Below are 17,835 nucleotides of genomic sequence, written 5' to 3'. Positions count from 1 at the left end.
TCTTGTCTACTTGATGATTTCAAGCAGTTGCTGCATGGCACGAGCACGATGGCTGATCTGGTTCTTTTCTTCTGGCATGAGTTCGGCCATCATTTTGTCCATCGATGGGATGTAGAATACCGGATCGTAACCGAAGCCGTTTGTCCCTTTTGGTTCACGTGCGATCACACCCTCGCAAGCACCAGTGGCAATGATTGGCTCTTCGCCCGGAATCACCAACGCCAACGTACAACGGAAGCGAGCTGTGCGTTCCTGTGTCGAAACCTCTTCCAGCTCTTTCAACAATTTACGCCAATTCTGCTCGTCTGTTGCATCTTCCCCAGCGAAGCGTGCGGAGTAAACACCAGGGCGTCCTTCCAGCGCATCTACTTCCAGACCGGAATCATCTCCGAGGGCAGGCATGTTCAGGTATGTAGAGATTTCGATTGCTTTTTTCAGCGCGTTTCCTTCGAAGGTGTCCTTGTCTTCTACTACCTCAGGCACACCGTCAAATTCAGCGAGGCTGATTCCTTCCCAGCCTGCATCTGCGAACAGCCTGTTGAATTCTTTCACTTTTCCCTGGTTACGTGTTGCAAGAACGACTTTTTTTCGATTAGGCATGACTTTCCTCCGCTACTGATTGTGCAAAAGAGAGCGTAACATCAGCGAGCGCCTCTTTTTGGCTGTTAATCAAGTTGTCAATGCCGACTTTTGCAAGGGCAATCATTTCTTGTAGCTGTTCAGGAGAAAACGGTGCATCCTCCCCTGTTCCTTGCAGCTCGACAAACTTTCCTTTTCCCGTCATGACGACATTCATGTCGACAATCGCTGTAGAATCTTCTTTGTAGTTAAGATCGAGCACGGCTTCCTCACCGACTACCCCTACTGAGGTCGCTGCCAGGAAGTCGTTGAGCGGCAGGTGTTTCCAGGTGCCACTATCCACCAGCTTTTGCATCGCATCTACCATTGCCACGTAAGCTCCGGTAATCGAAGCTGTCCGTGTACCACCGTCTGCCTGAATGACATCGCAATCCAACCAAATGGTGCGTTCACCCATTGCTTCAAGGTTCACAACGGAGCGCAGAGCACGTCCGATCAGACGCTGAATCTCCATGGTTCGTCCACCGACTTTTCCTTTGGACGACTCACGCGCGTTGCGGGTCGCTGTTGCTCGGGGAAGCATGGAATACTCGGCTGTGATCCAGCCCTTCCCGCCACCACGCATAAAAGGCGGTACCCGGTCTTCCAAAGTCGCCGTACAAATCACCTTTGTGTCTCCGACTTCAATCAGGCACGATCCTTCTGCGTGTTTAATGTAATTGCGCGTAATGGTTACAGGGCGCAATTGATCATGGGCACGGCCATCCACTCTCATTCCAAGTTCCTCCTAAATCGCTTTGTTACACTCCGCTCATTATACCAGACGCAGGAAACGATCTGCCACTGCACAAACGCCTCTTCCCTATTTACGTTAATTGCAAATATTCTTTTCACTTCCTTCCACATAAAAAAAGCTCTTGCTACCACCCGTTACTTCGAATATCATCTAATTAGATATTTTATTAATTTGATGGTAGGTGAATTTAGGTAATGAGCTTCCTGTTTCTTTTGAAAAAGCCGAATTTGCGGCGTCTTTTAACCGCCAATTTCCTTAGCGGAATCGGTGATTGGTTTAACAGCGTTGCTGTGCTCGCTCTGCTGCTCGAAATAACGGGAACAGCTATCGCTGTAGGCATTACCCTTGCCCTGCGTACGCTGCCTCACTTGATTTTTGGTCCGCTGGGCGGCTTGATGGCAGACCGTTTTGATCGAAAAAAAGTGATGGTCGCCTGTGATCTCGTTCGCGGATTCGTTGCTCTTTCGTTTTTGTTTGTATCTGAAAAATCAGATTTATGGATCGTCTATGCAGGCACGTTTTCGTTAGTTGCCTTTTCTTCCCTTTACAATCCGGCACGAATGTCCCTGCTCCCCAAAATCGTTGACCCTGAGGAATTGGCGACTGCGAACGCCCTTGATCAAAGTATCTATGGAATCGTCATGGCCATCGGTTCGTTGATCGGCGGTATTTTTATAGCACTGTGGGGAAGTGATCTCGCTTTTCTTTTCAATGCCCTCTCCTTTTTCGCATCCGCTCTGTTTTTGGCTCGACTGAAGGTACCCTCCTCCCCAGACCAATCCGTTAATAGCGTGCAGTTGCAGCAGACGGTTAAAGTCTCTTCCTACGGAGAGGTGATTCGCGCCATCACATCCACACCGCTTGTCTACGCCATCCTTTTGCTGAAAGCCGTGTGGCCAATCGGCGGGGGGATCATCAATGTCCTGATCAGTGTCTATGCTTATCAAGTGTTTACTGCCGGTGAATGGGGAATTGGTTTGTTGTACGGTGCGATCGGAATTGGCTTCATCATCGGGGGACTGCTTGCTCAGCGCTTTCAGCGCTACTTTAACGAAGTGGCTGCCAGCAGCTTCGCTTTGGAAGGCTTTGCGCTGCTTTTGACCAGCTTTTCACCTACGATTTATGTAACGGCACTGTTCTTTGCGCTGTCCACCGTTGCAGGAGGAATGGGGAACGCCAGCCTGAATACGCTGATCATGCGGCATGTCGCACCCAGCTACCATGGCAGAGTATTTGCCTTGGATGCGACGATTTCAAACATCCTGATCGGTCTATCCATGCTCCTTGGCGGTTGGATTTTGACGATAGCAGAGCCTCGCATAGTCGGCTTTGTGGCGGGCTTTTTGGTCACGATCCCATCACTTGTGCTCGGGCTGGTTATTTGGAGAACTGTACGCGGTAGTGGCAACGAATCATTGACGAACAAAAACCACGCTCGTTAATACGGGCGTGGCTCGTTCCTTACATCTGTATGGGATTGAGTTGAACCGGACGGCTCACTGGCTTGGTGAACTCGCCACTAGCTAGCGGTTTTCCTTCCACCAGCAGCTGCACTTGCTTGGCTCCTGTCGTCTCTGTCAATGACAAGACGAGCGATTGCAGAGCTTCTGGGCTCGCTTCCTTGCCATCGTCATACTTGAGGATGTCACTGCTCAAATTGACCGTCACCAAATCTTTTTCCTGCTTCACATTTAGAACACGTGTCGTACGCAGCAAGGAGCTGAAGAGATGAGATCCTTGTTTCGGCCCTTTGATCAACTCTTCAACGGTTGCCTTGGCGATATCAGCCGTTTCAGGAACCAGGCGAGTGACTGGGACATAATACGTACGGGTATCATCCAGCTGTCCCTGGAAATAAACCGTTACGCTGGAAGTGTCTCCTGGTACTGCTCCATCGCCCAATTCGAGATTGACTCCTTGATTACGGTCTAATAGCGTTATGGGCGTTTTGGCTGCTGGCATTTCTGTTAATGGAGTTCCGTTCACCCAAATTTGCACAGTCTTGACGTTGCTAAATTCCGTCAGCGCCCGGGTGACGGCATCGACAATTTTCTTCTCGTCTTTCTCCTCGTACGTCTTGAAGTCTTTGGAAAAATCGACAGTGGCTACGCCGTTTTTGATGACAAGTCCTTTTACTTCCGTCCCTTTCGGCAAGACAGCGGAGAAGCCACCCTGGAGCATGCTCTCTACCGGTCCACCTTTTACCATGTAGCTCAATACTTGTTTGGCAGGACCTTCTGATTTCGGAAGCGTCATCGAGACAGGAACGATATATCCGTTGGCATCCTGCAAGTACACCATTCTCTCTCCAGTCTCCTGAACGACCGGTTGTGCTCCTTCTTTTGAAGCATCCGGGGACGGCGTGCCGTTTGGCAAATCAACTGATACCTCAGACTGTGGTGGTGCATCAATACTTATCGTTTCCTTTTCCGGGCCAAAGAGACCGCAGCCCGACAAAAGCACTGCGCTAACCCCCAGCACGGCCGTCATTTTCCCGATGTGCCTTATCTTCATTTCCCCAGCCTCCTCCACACACTTTGTACTACCATGTATACGAGCTAGGCTTGGGTTTATGCGTTGAAAGTTTGTCTCGCCAGACAAGGCCTTTCATTAGGGCTGGACGGTTTTTTCCAATGAGTTGTGCTGGACGTTTACTTTGCAATCCAGCCATTCTTCTGCAATGGTCCGGAATTTGTGGGCGTCCCCACTGGTCACAAACAAATGCTTCGGGCGCTCTATTTGCTTGCTTTCGGCGTCAGTCGCAATTTGCATGGACAATTCTCGTGCTGTCTCCTCTGCGGAGTTAATCAGGCGCACTCGATCTCCCATCACTTCCGAGATAATTGGAGCTAGCAACGGATAGTGTGTACAACCCAAAATTAACGTGTCCAAATCTTCGTGCAAGAACGGGGCAAGCGTTTCTTTTACTACTCTTCTTGCTTCCTCTGTGTTCGCCATGTGGCTCTCCACCAGTGGCACAAATGCGGGACAAGCCATGCCTGCGACGTATAGATCCGGCTGAATCCGTAAAAGCGCACGTTCATAAGCCCTCGTACGAATGGTCGTTTCCGTCCCGATGACACCGATCCTTCCGTTTTTCGTCACTTGAACAGCTGCACGCGCCCCTGGTTCAATCACCCCGATGACGGGCAGCGGCAAATCACCCATCGCTTCCTCCAGCACGACGGCAGTCGCAGTATTACAGGCGATCACCAATGCCTTTAACGGTGTACGCATCACATAGTCGATCATTTGAAAGCTGTAGGTACGAATCTCTTCCGGCGATTTGGAGCCATACGGACAACGGGCGTTATCGCCTACATAAACAATCCGTTCTTCGGGTAGCTGACGCATGACTTCCTTCGCAACAGTTAATCCTCCCACTCCTGAATCAATAACGGCTATCGCTCGTTCTCTACTCATGCTAATGTGTCTCCCCTGTTGAAATGAATATAGTACAGCATACCACTCAAACATTTGTGCTACTACCATATGCCGAGATGAAATTTCTTGTACTCCGCAAATGTCGCACCTTCTCTAGGCACCTTTCATAATGTGAGGAGTGATGATGTGCCCACGAGGAGGAGAATCTTTTGGTAGAAGAAGCCAAGAATTTGCTGGACTGGAGCCAATGGGGCCGCCAATGGATCGATCATTTGCGAAGACATAAGACCCTCAACCGAGAACTCGAACGGCATCTGCACAAATTCGAGGAAACATTTACACAGATCGGAAGGCAAGCATCCATGCTCAATTCGGCAAAAGACAGCGACGAACTCCCTGCTCTCATCACTCGCGCCGAACAAGTGCAGCAGCAATTCCATCACTTTTTACGACTGGCTCAGTTGAGTGAAGATGACCAACTGGAAGGAGAAACGAGGGAACCTGTTGCGGAATCAATGAATGCACAGCCAGCGGTGGCGGAAGAAGCACAAGTGCCTGTTGTGCCAGAACCCGTTTCCTATCCCGGTGCACGCGAGCCAGTCCGTGCGGCACGCCCCGTGGCTGTCGGCCGGCATACCCTCCCCCCGCTCCCTTATGCGTACAACGCTTTAGAGCCGTACATCGATGAAGCAACCATGCAAATCCATCACAACAAACTGCACCAAAAGTATGTAGACGATCTCAATACAGCAGAGAGGAAGCTATCGGATGCCCGAGAGAGTGGCAACTTCGATCTCATTCGCCATTGGGAACGTGAGCTAGCCTTCAACGGGGCAGGTCATTACTTGCATACGATCTTTTGGCCCTCCATGAGTCCAAATGGGGGTGGCACTCCCTCTGGTGATCTCGTGGCGGCAATCAATCGGTATTTCGGTTCATATGACACCTTTAGGAGACAATTTAGTCAGGCGGCAGAAAAGGTAGAAGGTCCTGGGTGGGCGATCCTCGTTTGGTCCCCGCGGGCACATCATCTGGAGATTCTTACGGCCGAAAAGCACCAGAACCTGTCACAATGGGATGTGATTCCGCTACTGGCCCTGGACGTATGGGAGCATGCCTATTTCCTGGCGTATCAAAACCAGCGAGACAAGTATGTAGAGAACTGGTGGAATATCGTCAACTGGCCCTATGTGGAAGAGCGATTCGAGAAGGCACGCAAACTGCGCTGGGAGCCGTATTGACTTGCATCTCCCCTTCATTGACAAACCCCCTCGTCATCCCAAGTGCCAGGAATGAGAGGGGGTTTTTGCTTTGCTGGCGAAGCTTATTCGTTATAAGGGACAAATTCGATCTTTTGCACCTTGATCGGATTTTGGATGGGCTTTGCATTCTCATCTGTTTTCTGGGCAGCGATCTTGTCAACGACTTCCATCCCGGCAAATACATGACCAAAAACAGTGTGGCGGTTGTCGAGGTAAGCTCGTCCGCCAATTTCTTTATACTTTGCTTCTGCGTTCAACGGCAGCGCCGACAAATCGAGGTACTCCTGATCTACCTTGGGACTTTGTACAATGTAGAAATGCGTGCTGTTCGTATTGGGTCCAGCGTTCCCCATACTGAGCGCTCCTCTGAAATTGAACAGATCCCTGCTAAACTCGTCCTCAAAGGACTCGCCGTAAATACTCGGGAGCTCCTTGCCATCCGGCCCTTTCAAATCTCCCGCCTGAATCATGAAATCGTTGATCACACGGTGAAAAATCATATTGTTGTACTGCCCTTTTTTGGCGAGAGTCTTAAAGTTTTCCACCGCTTTTGGAGCTTTGTTCGGGAACAGTCTCAGCTTGATCACACCGGCATCTGTCGTGATCACGCATATTTCTTCGCCTTTGCGTGGCTTCTCCAACTGAATTAGCTTCACATCTGACACATCGATGCCAGAGTCCTGCCAAATGACTCCCCACGCCTTCCAGTTCACCGGGTCTGTACCGAGTCTGGCCAAACCGAGATAATCCGTTTTTTCAATGGCCTTGTTATCTGCGGTATACCCGACGTATTTGAATTTCACAATCGCACGGTAGTTATTGTAGGCGTCCTCCTTCGTGACGGTGTACAGCTTGTCAACTTTTGCTTCGATCACCTGAATGTTTTTGTATTGCGCCAATCCTTCCACATAGGTTTTCATCGCAAAATTCGTCAAGGAGTCATCTGCCACCAGCTTTGCTACCTCAGCAGGATTGGATCGTTGCTTCACCAAGGACGCTATGTAATCATTCACTTCCTGCTTATCTCCACCATGTGGGCGGAACTGGTTGACCTGAGCTTCGCTACGATAGTCATGAATAGCATTTGCAGCAGCATGTTGGACAAACGTTGGACTTAGTAACGGGATCGCAATACTTGCAACGACTGCCAGTGAAACGAGTTTTTTCATATTTTCCGCCCCCACTAATTAGAAGATTGTTCCATAAAGACAGTATAGCTTAATCCGTGAATCGTCGTCCTTAATATTTTAAAAATTCTGCTAAATACAGCGAGAAAATATCATTTTTTCCCATAAAATCTCTTGCGTCTTTTTGCGTCCCTCCCCCGTCTAACCCTTGTAACCTTCATGAAGCTACTACCAAAAACAAACAATCCATCACGACCATATGCCTGATAAGGGAGAGACATACCATGAATAAAAAGACGATCACTGTAGTTGCTGCTTCTATTTTGACTTGCACTGTTTTTGCCGGAGTCCTCGGCACGACTTGGGCTAACCAAGCTGCTCCCCCAGTAACCACGCAGCAAGAAACAAACTACAACGAACCAGCCGAACAAAATAGGTTTCGGAATATCAAACTAGCAGAGCCTGCTCTCCTGTACACTTTAAAAGGGGAAGCAAATGTTTTTGAAGGTACGTACCAATACGTAGTCAAGCAAGGGAAGCACGTTGTCGCAAGTGGGTTCGGCACAGCTTCAAATGGTGGCCCGGAATGGGGAACGTTTGCGCAAACGATTAAAATTCCAACAAGTGAGCTAATAGGAAAAGAGCCATTGATGCTCGAGATGTTTGAAATTAATCAAGAGAACGGGAAGATCATCAACAAGCTTTCCATTCCATTAAATAGCTCCGATCAAGTAAAAAACACCCAAGTATTTCGTAACCTGAAGCTTGCAGCACCGTCTGTCGTGTACACGGTATCCGGCGAAGCTAGCGTTTTCGAAGGTACCTATCAATATGCCGTGAAGCAAGACGAACAAGTCGTTGCCAAAGGCTTTGGAACAGCATCGAAAGGCGGCCCGGAATGGGGTGAATTCTCTCAGGAGATTGTCATTCCGCTGAGCAATCTGTCTAAAAATAACACAAGCACCCTCGAGCTGTTTGAAATCGATCAAGAAAGCGGCGAAACGAAAAATAAAATGGTATTCCCATTAAAGTAAGGATAAGAAGGATTTACGCTCCCGCAGTGTGTCTCGCGCTGCTGGATTATTTAGGTGAGGAAAGGAAGAACCTAACGTATTCAGCAAGGAGGGTGTGCAGCATCGTGAATCAAACTGAACTGGCACAAAGAGCCATTTCCGGTGATGAAGACAGCTTTACGCTTCTGATCCAAGAGAATAGAGAAAAAATATATCGCATGGCTTTTACTTATGTACGAAACAAGGAAGACGCGTTGGAAATCGTGCAGGAGACTGTCTATCGCGCCTTTATCTCCATACACAAATTGAAGCAGCCGCAATATTTTCAAACATGGCTGACCAAAATCGCCGTCAACTGCGCCTTGGATCACATACGCAAAGCAAAAAAAGTCGTTTATATGGATAAAGAGCATGAAGGCAGCTACGAGCAAAAACCACGGGAAGATGCCATCGACTTGCAAGATGCCTTGGGCCAACTCGATGAAAAATCCAGAACGGTCATTATGCTGAGGTATTTCGAAGACATGCCCATCAAGGACATTGCCGATGTGCTAGACATACCCCTCAGCTCCGTGAAGTCGATCATTTACCGCGGACTGGAGAAATTGAAAGTGAACATTGGGGAGCGTGAATCTCTTGGATAACAAACTGGACGATTACAAACAAGCCTATCACGATATTGAAATTCCCGAAGAGTTGGCGGCAGTCACCGAGCAAGCCATCGGACGTGGAAAGCTTCATCGCAAGCGTGCGCAAGCAAGAACGCGTTGGTTAAAGCACGCTGGTGTTAGCGCGGCCGCTGTCTTTGTTCTTTTCACGGTCAGCGTGAACACAATCCCCGCCTTTGCGAGTGCTTTGGAAAACGTGCCTGGTCTGGGCAAGCTAGTGAAAATATTGCAATTCAATAAAGGCAGTGCAGGCGGTGGTACTCCGCAAGATGCCGTAGATGTTAGCTTCATTACGGTACAGAAGCAAGGAGACCGGGAAAACATCATCATAAACTTTACCCAGGATAATGAGGTACAGCAGAACGTCAGCTCGTTCCACGTGAGTTTTACGGAATATCCGAATACGATGACGTTTGCTGTTGGTGGCGCGAGAAAATTTTCGGCTGTTAAAGATTTCGAGACTTTGAAGCAAAGTCCGTACATTGAAGATGCTTACGAGATCATTTCGTTGGACGATTCTCTCGTGCGGTTTAATGTGACCTTTAAGGAAGCGATTGCTTATAAGGTGAAGGAATATAAGCAGCCAGCGCAAGTTGTTATTACGATTTCTCCAAACGAAGTAACGCCAGAAGAGCAGCAGCCTGTGTACTCGGTGCGCACTGCTTCCGTGCCGTATGGAGAGGCGCTCGGGGCTATGGAGGAGGCTCTATTGGTCGCGGACAATATGCGGGTTTTGAAGGACAAGCAAGGTGGATATTTTGTCGAGGCCGGGTATTATCGGACGGAAGCCGAGGCTCAAGAGAAAATGAAGCAATTGCAGAATGAGTTTGGGGTTGTAGAGCCATTGTTTGTGGAGAAGAGAGGGTATTTGGAAGTGCCTGGGGGGATTGAGGCCAGGTAGGGTTGGGTTCCCCTCCCCTTCTCGCCGATCAATCGTCAGATTATTCTGGGAGGATAGAAAAGCTGTGAACCGGATAGGAAAGTTTTTAGCGACTCTATATAATAAGCTCTCAAGAGCGCTCTTTTCTTATTTGTTAGTTTGAATCGGGAGGTTTCATGATGAATACCAAAACTGTTGTTTATGAAGCCAGCTATCGTGATCAATTGGTAGATATTTGGTATCGTGCCGTTTGCCGTACGCACCATTTTTTGGCGAAAGAAGATATTGCGTTTTATAAAAACATGGTAAAAAATGAAGCACTATCTGCTGTTGAGGTATGGATGGAAATTAACGAGAAGAAAGAGCCTGTAGGCTTCATTGGCCTTGATGGAGCGAAAATTGAAATGCTGTTCGTTGATCCAGAATACCACGGGAAAGGGATTGGGCGCAGATTACTTGAACATGCAGAGCGTAAGTATGGTCCGAATCTCAAAGTAGATGTCAACGAGCAAAACGAAGGGGCTTATGCTTTCTACAGAAGGTATGGGTTTGTGCAGACAGGACGGTCTGAGCTGGATGGTTCGGGGAGGTCGTTTCCTTTGATTCATTTAGGTTTAGAACGGTAATTCTTGGTTGTATAAAAAATAGGACTGTCTCTTGTAGTGGAATTCTTTACTTGTGAGACAGTCTTGTTCTACATGATTGATCTTGTATGCTTCCAACAGGGGTTCGTGGAAATGTGGATGCCGAATAATTGCTGTAATCGTTCTTGTACACGCTGAAAGAAAATGGGAATATCTGATTGTTCGATTGCTTTGACATTATTTCCATAAAGCATCTTGGGAATCGAAACTTGAATAGTTAAAGTGCCGCTTGCTTCCTGATATTTGATATATGGAATGATCTCGTCTTGCATTTGGAATGTGGTCATAACACCTGTTTTCTGATTAAAGATGCAAAGTTATATTGTCGTAATATTTCAGGTTGAATAAATACGGAACTTACTTTCATTTTGATGGAATCAAACAATAGTATTCTCTCCTTTTCACTATAAATTTTAATATATTGAATATGATTTGGCATGTTATAACAAAAGATAGCAACTCATACGTTCGATCACCTTCCTTTATCTATTTACAATAAATTTTTAGTTTTATCTTGTTTTCCCAGAGGAATTACATCCTCTAGGTGCGTTACTTGTACAATACAGCAATCATGTCTGGATTTACGAAGTCTTTTAATCCCCACCACATATACTCTAGCTTGTTTCCATTCATGACTTGGCTAATGCCGAACTGTTGGCATATCTCATAATACTGCTCTTTTCCGAGTTCGCCATCACGTTCTAACAGTTGTTTTCCCATCCAGATCATCCCGCTGCGTTGAATCGTTTTCACTCGTAGATTATCAAAACCAAAGTATTCTTCTAATGCATGTAATCTCCCATAAATCAGATGAGGACTGACTTGTTCCATATGAACATTTCTTGTCTTGGCTGGTCTGATTACATAGCCTGTTTCAATTAATTCACTTGTTTCTTTGAGATGATCTCGTCTCATCTCCCCATTACCTTTGAGATAATCCTTTTGCTTGATTGCGCCATTTATTAATTTCAGACACTGCTCGGATATTTGAATTTCTCTTGTTTCTTCTTTATCGTTAATCAATATCAATGTTCGTTTCTCATCATTGACTTGATCACGTTTTAGATTGCGTAGTTCACTTACCTCTCTACCACCCGCACCTTCGAATAACAGGGAGAGAATCACTGAATCCTGATCGTTATTACATTGGTCAATGATTGCATCGATTTCTTGCTTCGTAATAAATTGTTGGTGGGTGTTACCTACCATGTTCTTAAACCATTCTTTTGAAACGAACTCCAGTGGATTGATGTCCTCTCTAAGCCCCTCTGCCCTTGCCCAATTCAAGTAAGCAGATATCGTTCTCCCAGCCGTATTGAGAGAATCTCCTGTAGAAGCATGGAAGCTGTGCAGGGCAGTTTCAATCTCATCCAGTGTAAAGTGGAGCAAATCCTTATCCTTTTCCACTTCGAACTTCATTGTTAGGTTGAAGACTCTTGAATAAGCTTTTTGGGTATTTTCTTTATATCCTTGAAGAAAGGTAGTTTTTATTTCGGGGTTAAACATGGTTACACACCTTTCTTGATGAAGCAGGAATACTATAAATTTATAGTTCGACTTCCTTGAATTGATATTACTATAAATTTGCATTTTAAATCAAGAGTTTTTTACTTCTTTCAGGGATAAATTAAAGAAGCCCCAAACGAGTTTTGGTTACTCACTTGGGGATTTTAGTTGCTAACAAAAGTCTCTGTTACAATTAATTATCCATCTGCCATCTAAAATATTTTGAAATATCCTTCATCGCCAAATTATAATCTTCATTTTGACACTTTTTTACGATATTATTCACAACCTGCTGTACTTGGTTAATATTAAAGTCATTCATAATTAGATAGCCTCTACCAATCTCAATATTACTATCTGACACAATTTTACTTAATCTTTTTGGACTCACCACCTCAAAAGTAAACATATCGGCTGATCCAATGATATCTTTACAACCTATATCAACTTCAAAAGATATATAAAAATCATCTATGTCAGTACCCCAATCTTCATAAGATTGTATCAATGATTTAACTACAAGCATCCACAGCCCTCCTAGTCTAATATATCAATGTGAACATTAAATACTTCAGCCTTTTTAGATGTGCTTCCTATTTTATTTGTATTTAGTTGAAAATTCGCTCGCCACATTTGATCTCCTTTTTTATATTGTAATCTAAATGCTCTCAAACCGTCATTACTGCTGTATCCTATTAACACTCCATTATCTACGATCTCCTTAGCGTCAACACCTACCCAACCTCTTCCAGCAACCCAAGCGTCCGCTCTTTTGGCACTTCCCAATGTTGATAAGCCTTTACGAGATTTTTTAACGCCAAATAAAATATCAGTTGAAGATAGATTATCAATATATTCTGGATGCCACCACTTACTTCTTTTTCCAGCGAAGTACTGCAAATTCACTTTATAAGTAGGTGTATAGGTGGATTTTAGTGTAGTAGACGTGCTCACTACTTTCGTAGTATTAGAAACTCCTGAAAGCGACGTCAAACCAATAGATCTACCCATCATCAACAAAGATACCCTCGCTTTATCAAACTCTGAGTACCTCGGATCTTCAAGAATCTGAACTTGTTCTTCAGGGCTTAAATCACGTAGATCTTTGTAATATTTATTCCCTGATATTTCTTTATTACAACTAGAAATCGCACCTTCGCATTGATAGTGTCCGCTAGGATCGACAAACCGCAATGGATTATTACTTACATACGTATACCTATTCAAGCTCAACGGATTATCCACTTGCCCCTTATACGTATCCTCCGAGATAAACCGCCCTATCTTCGGATCATAATACCGAGCACGCAGGTAGTAAAACCCGCTCTCTTTGTCAAACATCTCCCCCGCATACATAAACGGGTTGGAAATCGTTTCTTTGACCTTATCCGCAATCAAATTGCCCCAGATGTCGTAGTCGTACGTATTTAGAACATTCCCATTGGGAGCCTTGATTTTGACAACATCACCATGGCTATTGTAATAGTAATTACCTTCAAGATTCGACGCATAGTCTTTTCGCCAGATCAACTGGTTACCAAACACATTCCTCGCCTTGACCCTGCCATCCTGCGTCAGCTCTTCAATCACTTGCCCATCCAAATAGACGTAGTGAGTCGTATCCGTCACGCTGCCAGTCTGTTGCTTCGTCGCACGCAATCCACCTGGATAATACGTGTACGTTGTCGTCCCCTTCTCGTCCTTGTACTCCTGCAAACGATTAAACAAATCGTGCTTCATTTCATAGGAGCGCAGGATATCTACCGGGGCATTTGCATACACTTGGCGGTTGCCGCGTTTGTCATAAGCGTATTGCTTGACGTTTCCTTCGACCGATTCTTCCTTGATCCGGGAAAGCTTGTCGTACACAAACAATCCATAATTCGTACCGGAGCGCTTTTGACTAGTGATATTGCCAAACAGATCGTAGCCATTTGTCTCGTTCCAGCCGTCTGCGTGATTCAAGGCTGTTTTTTCACCAAATGAGCTGACCGACTGCTGCATCGCTTTCGGTTGTCCCGGATACGATACTGCATTGGTTTCTCCTGTGTTGCTGATATCGTACGTGTATGTGGTCGTTCCCACTCCCGGGATCGCCACCGAATTTAATCGGTTTGCGTTGTCATAGGTGTATCCGACACTTAGAGATGGGGCAGAACCAGATACCGCACTTCTTGCAGGGTATACGAGTGTATCTATCGTATCGTCGTTATCAGAATACAGAAGCTGGTAGTCCTTGCCCATCATCGTTTGGCGATTCTTTCGATGGAACCCATCATAGCCATAGCTAATAGAGTTTCCTGTGTGATTATTTTCGCTCAAAAGCAGACCAGACTGTGGATCATACACGCGGTCTTCATAGAAAGAAGCGCCGGAAGAAACTTTCTTTAACTCATGGAAAGGCGTGTAGTCGTAGTTGAATGTGACACCGTTTTTATCCTTGTAACTCTTCACAAGACCGCTTTTGTCGTAGGTGTACGTCTCCGCTCTTGTCTCTGGATTCTTCTCCGAGAGCTTCCACGACAAACTATTGTAGGTATACTCTGCCGTAGTCGTGCCATTCTCCAATACACTGGTGAGATTGCCTAGCCCATCGTACCCGTATACATTTACGTTATTTTCAGGGTCCTGCAAATACACCAGGTTGTCGTTATGGTCGAAGCGCATACTCCACGCTTGGGAAGTTTTTCCGTCTGAGATTTCTTTATTAGTTACTTTCCCGAATCGATCCGTCTGGTAGTTCGTCACGCGATGATGACTGCCGCTTTGCGTCGTCTCCTCCGTGCTCTCCACTTTTCCATACAAATCACGGTAGGTGGTCGCGATATAGCCATTCGGAGAGAGCGTTTGTTCCGTCAGACGAGGTAAGTATCTTGTTTTATCCGAGTAGGCATTGTTTCGATGGTTCTTAGTGGTTCCTAAGGAATTCATCGTTTGGTACACAAAACCGTCCCAGTCATACAGGTACGAGGTGCTTTGCTCCTGCTTCCCGTAAGGAACCGTGCGACTAATCTCCATGCCATCTGGCGTAAACTCGTTTTCTACCAATGGACGCTTCGCACCTGTCGTGCCCACCTGCTCTTGATAGGCGGTATCTCCATACGGGGTGTAGTAAGTGATCAGCTTCGATTGATCCGGGGCAATTTTCTCCACGATGCCCGGTCCTTCTGAACTCGATCCAGAAGCTTCGCCGTCCCGATACACATACGTTATGGTTCGTTTTGCGCCTTGATTGTGAAAAGTCTCCGATAACGGTCGGCCTAACTCATCGTAATCGTATGTAGCTTTGCTTCCGTTCGGATAGGTCTGGCTTTTGATTTGGCCTTTGTCATCGATGTCGTAGGAAAAATTCAATACATCCGATTTGCCGCTTTCCAGCTCAACACCTGCGAGTGCGATTTGTGTTGGCTGAACGCCATATTGATCATAAGCGGTAAAGGTCTGCGTCCTTGTCTTTCCTGCGCCAAAGTTTTCCGTAATCGAGTAGAGCTGGTTATTGGTGTACTCATATGTCCGTTCAACCGATTGGCTCTTGTGATTATTGATCAAATTGGCAGGGAACGAGTTGATCTCCGTTTCCTTCCGGAGCAAATATTGATTGTTGTACTCGAATGTCGTATTCGAATAATACGGATCGCCCGAGGCGGAGGTTGATTGCGTTCTGGCTGCCTTCAATACGGAGAAGGTACGGAAGCCCCATGGATTTACCCCTTCTGCATCATATGTCCATGTACTTACAATCCCGTCCGGTGCAATCTGCTTGGTTAGCTGTCCGTAATCGTTATATTCCAAATACGTCTCTTGTGCGTAATTGTTGATCTTGGCCGCATACCGTGATCGATTGGATAGGTTCGGGTCTTTCAAGTAGGAATTGTAAACATCCAGATCGCTCACTGCCGATGTCGGTTCCAGGAAAACGTATTGATACGTCGGCTTTGTATTCCGGCCGGAATAGGCATAGGTTGTGTACGTAGTTGGATTGTACTCGACCCGATACTTCGCGCCAGATACATTTGTTCCGCCTTTGCTCACGCCTGTTGTCTTCTCGCTTCGCAGCAACGTATTTCCGTCTTGATTGACCTTGTAAATGGAATTCTTCGTGTAACGGGAAGCCTCAGATTCGGTGACCTGGATGGTATCCCCATGACGTTCCGCAAAATTCTTCAATCTGGGCAGTTGTTCCTTTGGTACCTTCCATATCTCGTGGAGGTTGTCGTTATTGGCATAGTTCTTTTCGAGCTTATACGTATTGGTTCCTTTTGGCGTTTTCTGCGTATAGCTGTACGATACTTTATTAACAGGATGATAGGCTACATAGCTTAGTGCATACTTGTCTTGAAAAATCCGTACGAGACCGTCATTAAACGTCGTTTGACCTAGTTGATAGGGACGATATTCGTAGTTGATTTTTAATCCTTGCAGCGGATAGGAAACTTCTTGCATGAGCAAGTAATCGATTTCCTTACGCTTCTTTGTATCCGATTCCCAATACTTTGCTGAATCTTGAAGGCTTTGATCGGTAGGGAGCTTGTCCAGTGTGTATTCCTTGTTCAAATTGAAATAAGCAATACCCTTGGTAGTAGGATTATGATAGGAATAATTTGCTACTGTATAAGAACCGCTCCCACTCCCTGCTGTCGGCAGGACTTCTACTCGAACGAGCTGAAAGTAACCGTTCAATGCTAGCTTTCGTTCAAAGTGGTAGCGAATGTGCTTGAGCACGGTAGTCTCTGATTTGTCTTTATAGACTATCAAATCTTGTGTGGTGTCGTTTTGCTTTCGTTTTAGCACCACATAGCGGCCGACACTGTCTTCGATGCTGACTGGCTCTCCGTCGCTATTCAGGTTGTACTTGATCGTGTCTCCATAAATATTGGATTTGACGACTGTTCCCAGCTTGACATCAAATTCATACTTCAGATTACGGTAATGCAGCGTGTACTTCCGATTCACGTCGTCCGTGATGAACATAATGTCCTTATATGGATAATTCACAAACTTGTTGAACCGGTATTCTAAAGATGTCCCGTCCTCTAAGCTAATGTAATAACGATTCGCCGTTGGACTCTTGTCTACCTTGGTGGAGTAAATTTGCTGGCCTGGATTATAGGGGTCGTCCCTTACCGTGGCTGCCTGCTCACGCGTGACGATATCCAGTCTCGGCATATTAAAATCCCAGCCTGTTGCAAATTTCTCATTGGCCTTTAAGGCTTCATTCTTGTCTAGATCATCGTCCCAGCTTGGTACACTGATTTTACTGCTCAGGGAGTGATATCGGCGTTTTATATCCAGATCCAGTCCATGCTTTCCTGGTAAGTAGAGATCTTGCTCGACCAAGTTTGCAGAGCGATATACATCATCTACGGATTGCTCTGTTTTTGAACGAGCAAAGCGAAACTCCTGATCTTTTTCTGTGTAGAGAACTTCTGGAGGAGTTGTATTCACTGCTTGAATGTCGAGTGTTTCTTCCAGACTCTTGAGTTCATTTACTTTCGATGCTACAAGGGGTGTAAGGCGATTTAAGAGGGCCTTATTTTCCTGACTGAGATGATCGAATTGAGAGATGAGCTGGTCACTGGAAAAAGCATTTACTTCTGAGTGTTCTTCTGTTGAAAGTAGCTGCAATAGATCTGGATAGAAATAGGCAGCGTATTTTAGTAAGGTTCGGTCGAATGTTTGGTGGATTTCGATTGCTGTGTTTGCATCCAGCTGAGTCCATGTTAGTGAAGCGATGTCCGCGGCGTTATATGATGCGGGATTTTTTGCTTCTCTTTTTTCTGGTAAAGGGTTGAGATTTTGCTCTGCGATGGAATTCTGGATTTCATCTATTGTCTCGTTTGGAGTTGATGATTCTATACTTTGTGTATTTGATAATTCTTGGATTGACGGTTCATTTGCCAGGGTACTCACTGGTGGTATCATCGTCGTAAATAGGGAAAGACTTAATATAAAAATCAGGGTTGATTTTGTCGACAG

The 17,835-nt window shown here is 45.9% G+C and carries 14 protein-coding genes; 6 read left to right on the top strand and 8 right to left on the bottom strand.

From position 1 onward, the window contains the following. Window positions 1-6 precede the first annotated feature (6 nt). Window positions 7-600: an XTP/dITP diphosphatase gene (locus FO446_RS09390; protein WP_048032069.1), complete on the bottom strand. Its 594-nt coding sequence runs from the start codon at window positions 598-600 to the stop codon at window positions 7-9. Beyond that, window positions 593-1,354, bottom strand: coding sequence for a ribonuclease PH (rph, locus tag FO446_RS09385; RefSeq protein ID WP_237900489.1), 762 nt, complete (start codon window positions 1,352-1,354; stop codon window positions 593-595). The genes FO446_RS09390 and rph overlap by 8 nt, the downstream gene beginning before the upstream one ends. A 215-nt stretch (window positions 1,355-1,569) precedes the next feature. Between rph and FO446_RS09380 the strand changes: the two genes are divergently transcribed. Then, window positions 1,570-2,817 (top strand): MFS transporter, encoded by a 1,248-nt coding sequence (locus tag FO446_RS09380; protein WP_237900486.1) that lies wholly within the window; start codon window positions 1,570-1,572, stop codon window positions 2,815-2,817. Window positions 2,818-2,836: 19 nt separating this feature from the next. Here FO446_RS09380 and FO446_RS09375 read toward each other — a convergent pair whose 3' ends face one another. Further along, window positions 2,837-3,889 carry a GerMN domain-containing protein gene (locus FO446_RS09375; RefSeq protein WP_173608513.1) on the bottom strand — a complete coding sequence of 351 codons (1,053 nt, stop codon included), beginning with the start codon at window positions 3,887-3,889 and terminating at the stop codon, window positions 2,837-2,839. Window positions 3,890-3,985: 96 nt separating this feature from the next. Then, window positions 3,986-4,798, bottom strand: a complete 813-nt coding sequence (gene racE, locus FO446_RS09370) for a glutamate racemase (RefSeq protein ID WP_221869277.1) — start codon at window positions 4,796-4,798, stop codon at window positions 3,986-3,988. A 170-nt stretch (window positions 4,799-4,968) separates the two neighbouring features. Here racE and FO446_RS09365 point away from each other — a divergent pair, with 170 nt between their 5' ends. Further along, window positions 4,969-6,000: a superoxide dismutase gene (locus FO446_RS09365; protein ID WP_237900484.1), complete on the top strand. Its 1,032-nt coding sequence runs from the start codon at window positions 4,969-4,971 to the stop codon at window positions 5,998-6,000. Between the two features lie 83 nt (window positions 6,001-6,083). On the opposite strand, the gene FO446_RS09360 is transcribed toward FO446_RS09365, so the two are convergent. Next, on the bottom strand, window positions 6,084-7,190 hold the full coding sequence (locus FO446_RS09360) for a peptidylprolyl isomerase (RefSeq protein ID WP_221869275.1): 1,107 nt from the start codon (window positions 7,188-7,190) through the stop codon (window positions 6,084-6,086). Window positions 7,191-7,432: 242 nt separating this feature from the next. On the opposite strand from FO446_RS09360, the gene FO446_RS09355 reads away from it, so the two are divergent. The 4 genes from FO446_RS09355 to FO446_RS09340 all read left to right on the top strand — a co-directional run bounded on the left by FO446_RS09355 (window position 7,433) and on the right by FO446_RS09340 (window position 10,335). Further along, window positions 7,433-8,182, top strand: coding sequence for a Gmad2 immunoglobulin-like domain-containing protein (locus tag FO446_RS09355; protein WP_232774126.1), 750 nt, complete (start codon window positions 7,433-7,435; stop codon window positions 8,180-8,182). Between the two features lie 104 nt (window positions 8,183-8,286). After that, a complete protein-coding gene (locus FO446_RS09350; RefSeq protein ID WP_237900482.1) occupies window positions 8,287-8,805 on the top strand; it encodes a sigma-70 family RNA polymerase sigma factor in 519 nt (172 codons plus the stop codon). Beyond that, a complete protein-coding gene (locus FO446_RS09345; protein ID WP_237900480.1) occupies window positions 8,798-9,730 on the top strand; it encodes a DUF4179 domain-containing protein in 933 nt (310 codons plus the stop codon). The genes FO446_RS09350 and FO446_RS09345 overlap by 8 nt, the downstream gene beginning before the upstream one ends. Before the next feature lie 158 nt (window positions 9,731-9,888). After that, window positions 9,889-10,335, top strand: coding sequence for an acetyltransferase (locus FO446_RS09340; protein WP_237901054.1), 447 nt, complete (start codon window positions 9,889-9,891; stop codon window positions 10,333-10,335). Between the two features lie 567 nt (window positions 10,336-10,902). On the opposite strand, the gene FO446_RS09335 is transcribed toward FO446_RS09340, so the two are convergent. From FO446_RS09335 to FO446_RS09325, 3 genes are all read right to left on the bottom strand, one after another. Then, window positions 10,903-11,859, bottom strand: coding sequence for a phage lytic cycle repressor MrpR family protein (locus FO446_RS09335; RefSeq protein WP_419466143.1), 957 nt, complete (start codon window positions 11,857-11,859; stop codon window positions 10,903-10,905). A gap of 193 nt (window positions 11,860-12,052) precedes the next feature. Next, on the bottom strand, window positions 12,053-12,385 hold the full coding sequence (locus tag FO446_RS09330) for an Imm8 family immunity protein (RefSeq protein ID WP_237900477.1): 333 nt from the start codon (window positions 12,383-12,385) through the stop codon (window positions 12,053-12,055). A gap of 11 nt (window positions 12,386-12,396) precedes the next feature. Beyond that, window positions 12,397-17,769, bottom strand: a complete 5,373-nt coding sequence (locus FO446_RS09325; protein WP_237900474.1) for an RHS repeat-associated core domain-containing protein — start codon at window positions 17,767-17,769, stop codon at window positions 12,397-12,399. Window positions 17,770-17,835 lie beyond the last annotated feature (66 nt).

Source organism: Brevibacillus brevis (genome assembly GCF_022026395.1).
Taxonomy (GTDB): Bacteria; Bacillota; Bacilli; order Brevibacillales; family Brevibacillaceae; genus Brevibacillus.
The sequence above is the reverse complement of the archived record's forward strand: the minus strand, read 5'-3'. Positions and strand labels throughout refer to the sequence as shown.

Bases quoted from the DNA above. Each gene is read 5' to 3' on its own strand.
- FO446_RS09375 (WP_173608513.1), bottom strand. From the start codon at position 3,889: ATGAAGATAAGGCACATCGGGAAAATGACGGCCGTGCTGGGGGTTAGC.
- FO446_RS09360 (WP_221869275.1), bottom strand. From the start codon at position 7,190: ATGAAAAAACTCGTTTCACTGGCAGTCGTTGCAAGTATTGCGATCCCG.
- FO446_RS09355 (WP_232774126.1), top strand. From the start codon at position 7,433: ATGAATAAAAAGACGATCACTGTAGTTGCTGCTTCTATTTTGACTTGC.
- FO446_RS09335 (WP_419466143.1), bottom strand. From the start codon at position 11,859: ATGTTTAACCCCGAAATAAAAACTACCTTTCTTCAAGGATATAAAGAA.
- FO446_RS09340 (WP_237901054.1), top strand. From the start codon at position 9,889: ATGAATACCAAAACTGTTGTTTATGAAGCCAGCTATCGTGATCAATTG.
- rph (WP_237900489.1), bottom strand. From the start codon at position 1,354: ATGAGAGTGGATGGCCGTGCCCATGATCAATTGCGCCCTGTAACCATT.
- FO446_RS09380 (WP_237900486.1), top strand. From the start codon at position 1,570: ATGAGCTTCCTGTTTCTTTTGAAAAAGCCGAATTTGCGGCGTCTTTTA.
- racE (WP_221869277.1), bottom strand. From the start codon at position 4,798: ATGAGTAGAGAACGAGCGATAGCCGTTATTGATTCAGGAGTGGGAGGA.
- FO446_RS09330 (WP_237900477.1), bottom strand. From the start codon at position 12,385: ATGCTTGTAGTTAAATCATTGATACAATCTTATGAAGATTGGGGTACT.
- FO446_RS09390 (WP_048032069.1), bottom strand. From the start codon at position 600: ATGCCTAATCGAAAAAAAGTCGTTCTTGCAACACGTAACCAGGGAAAA.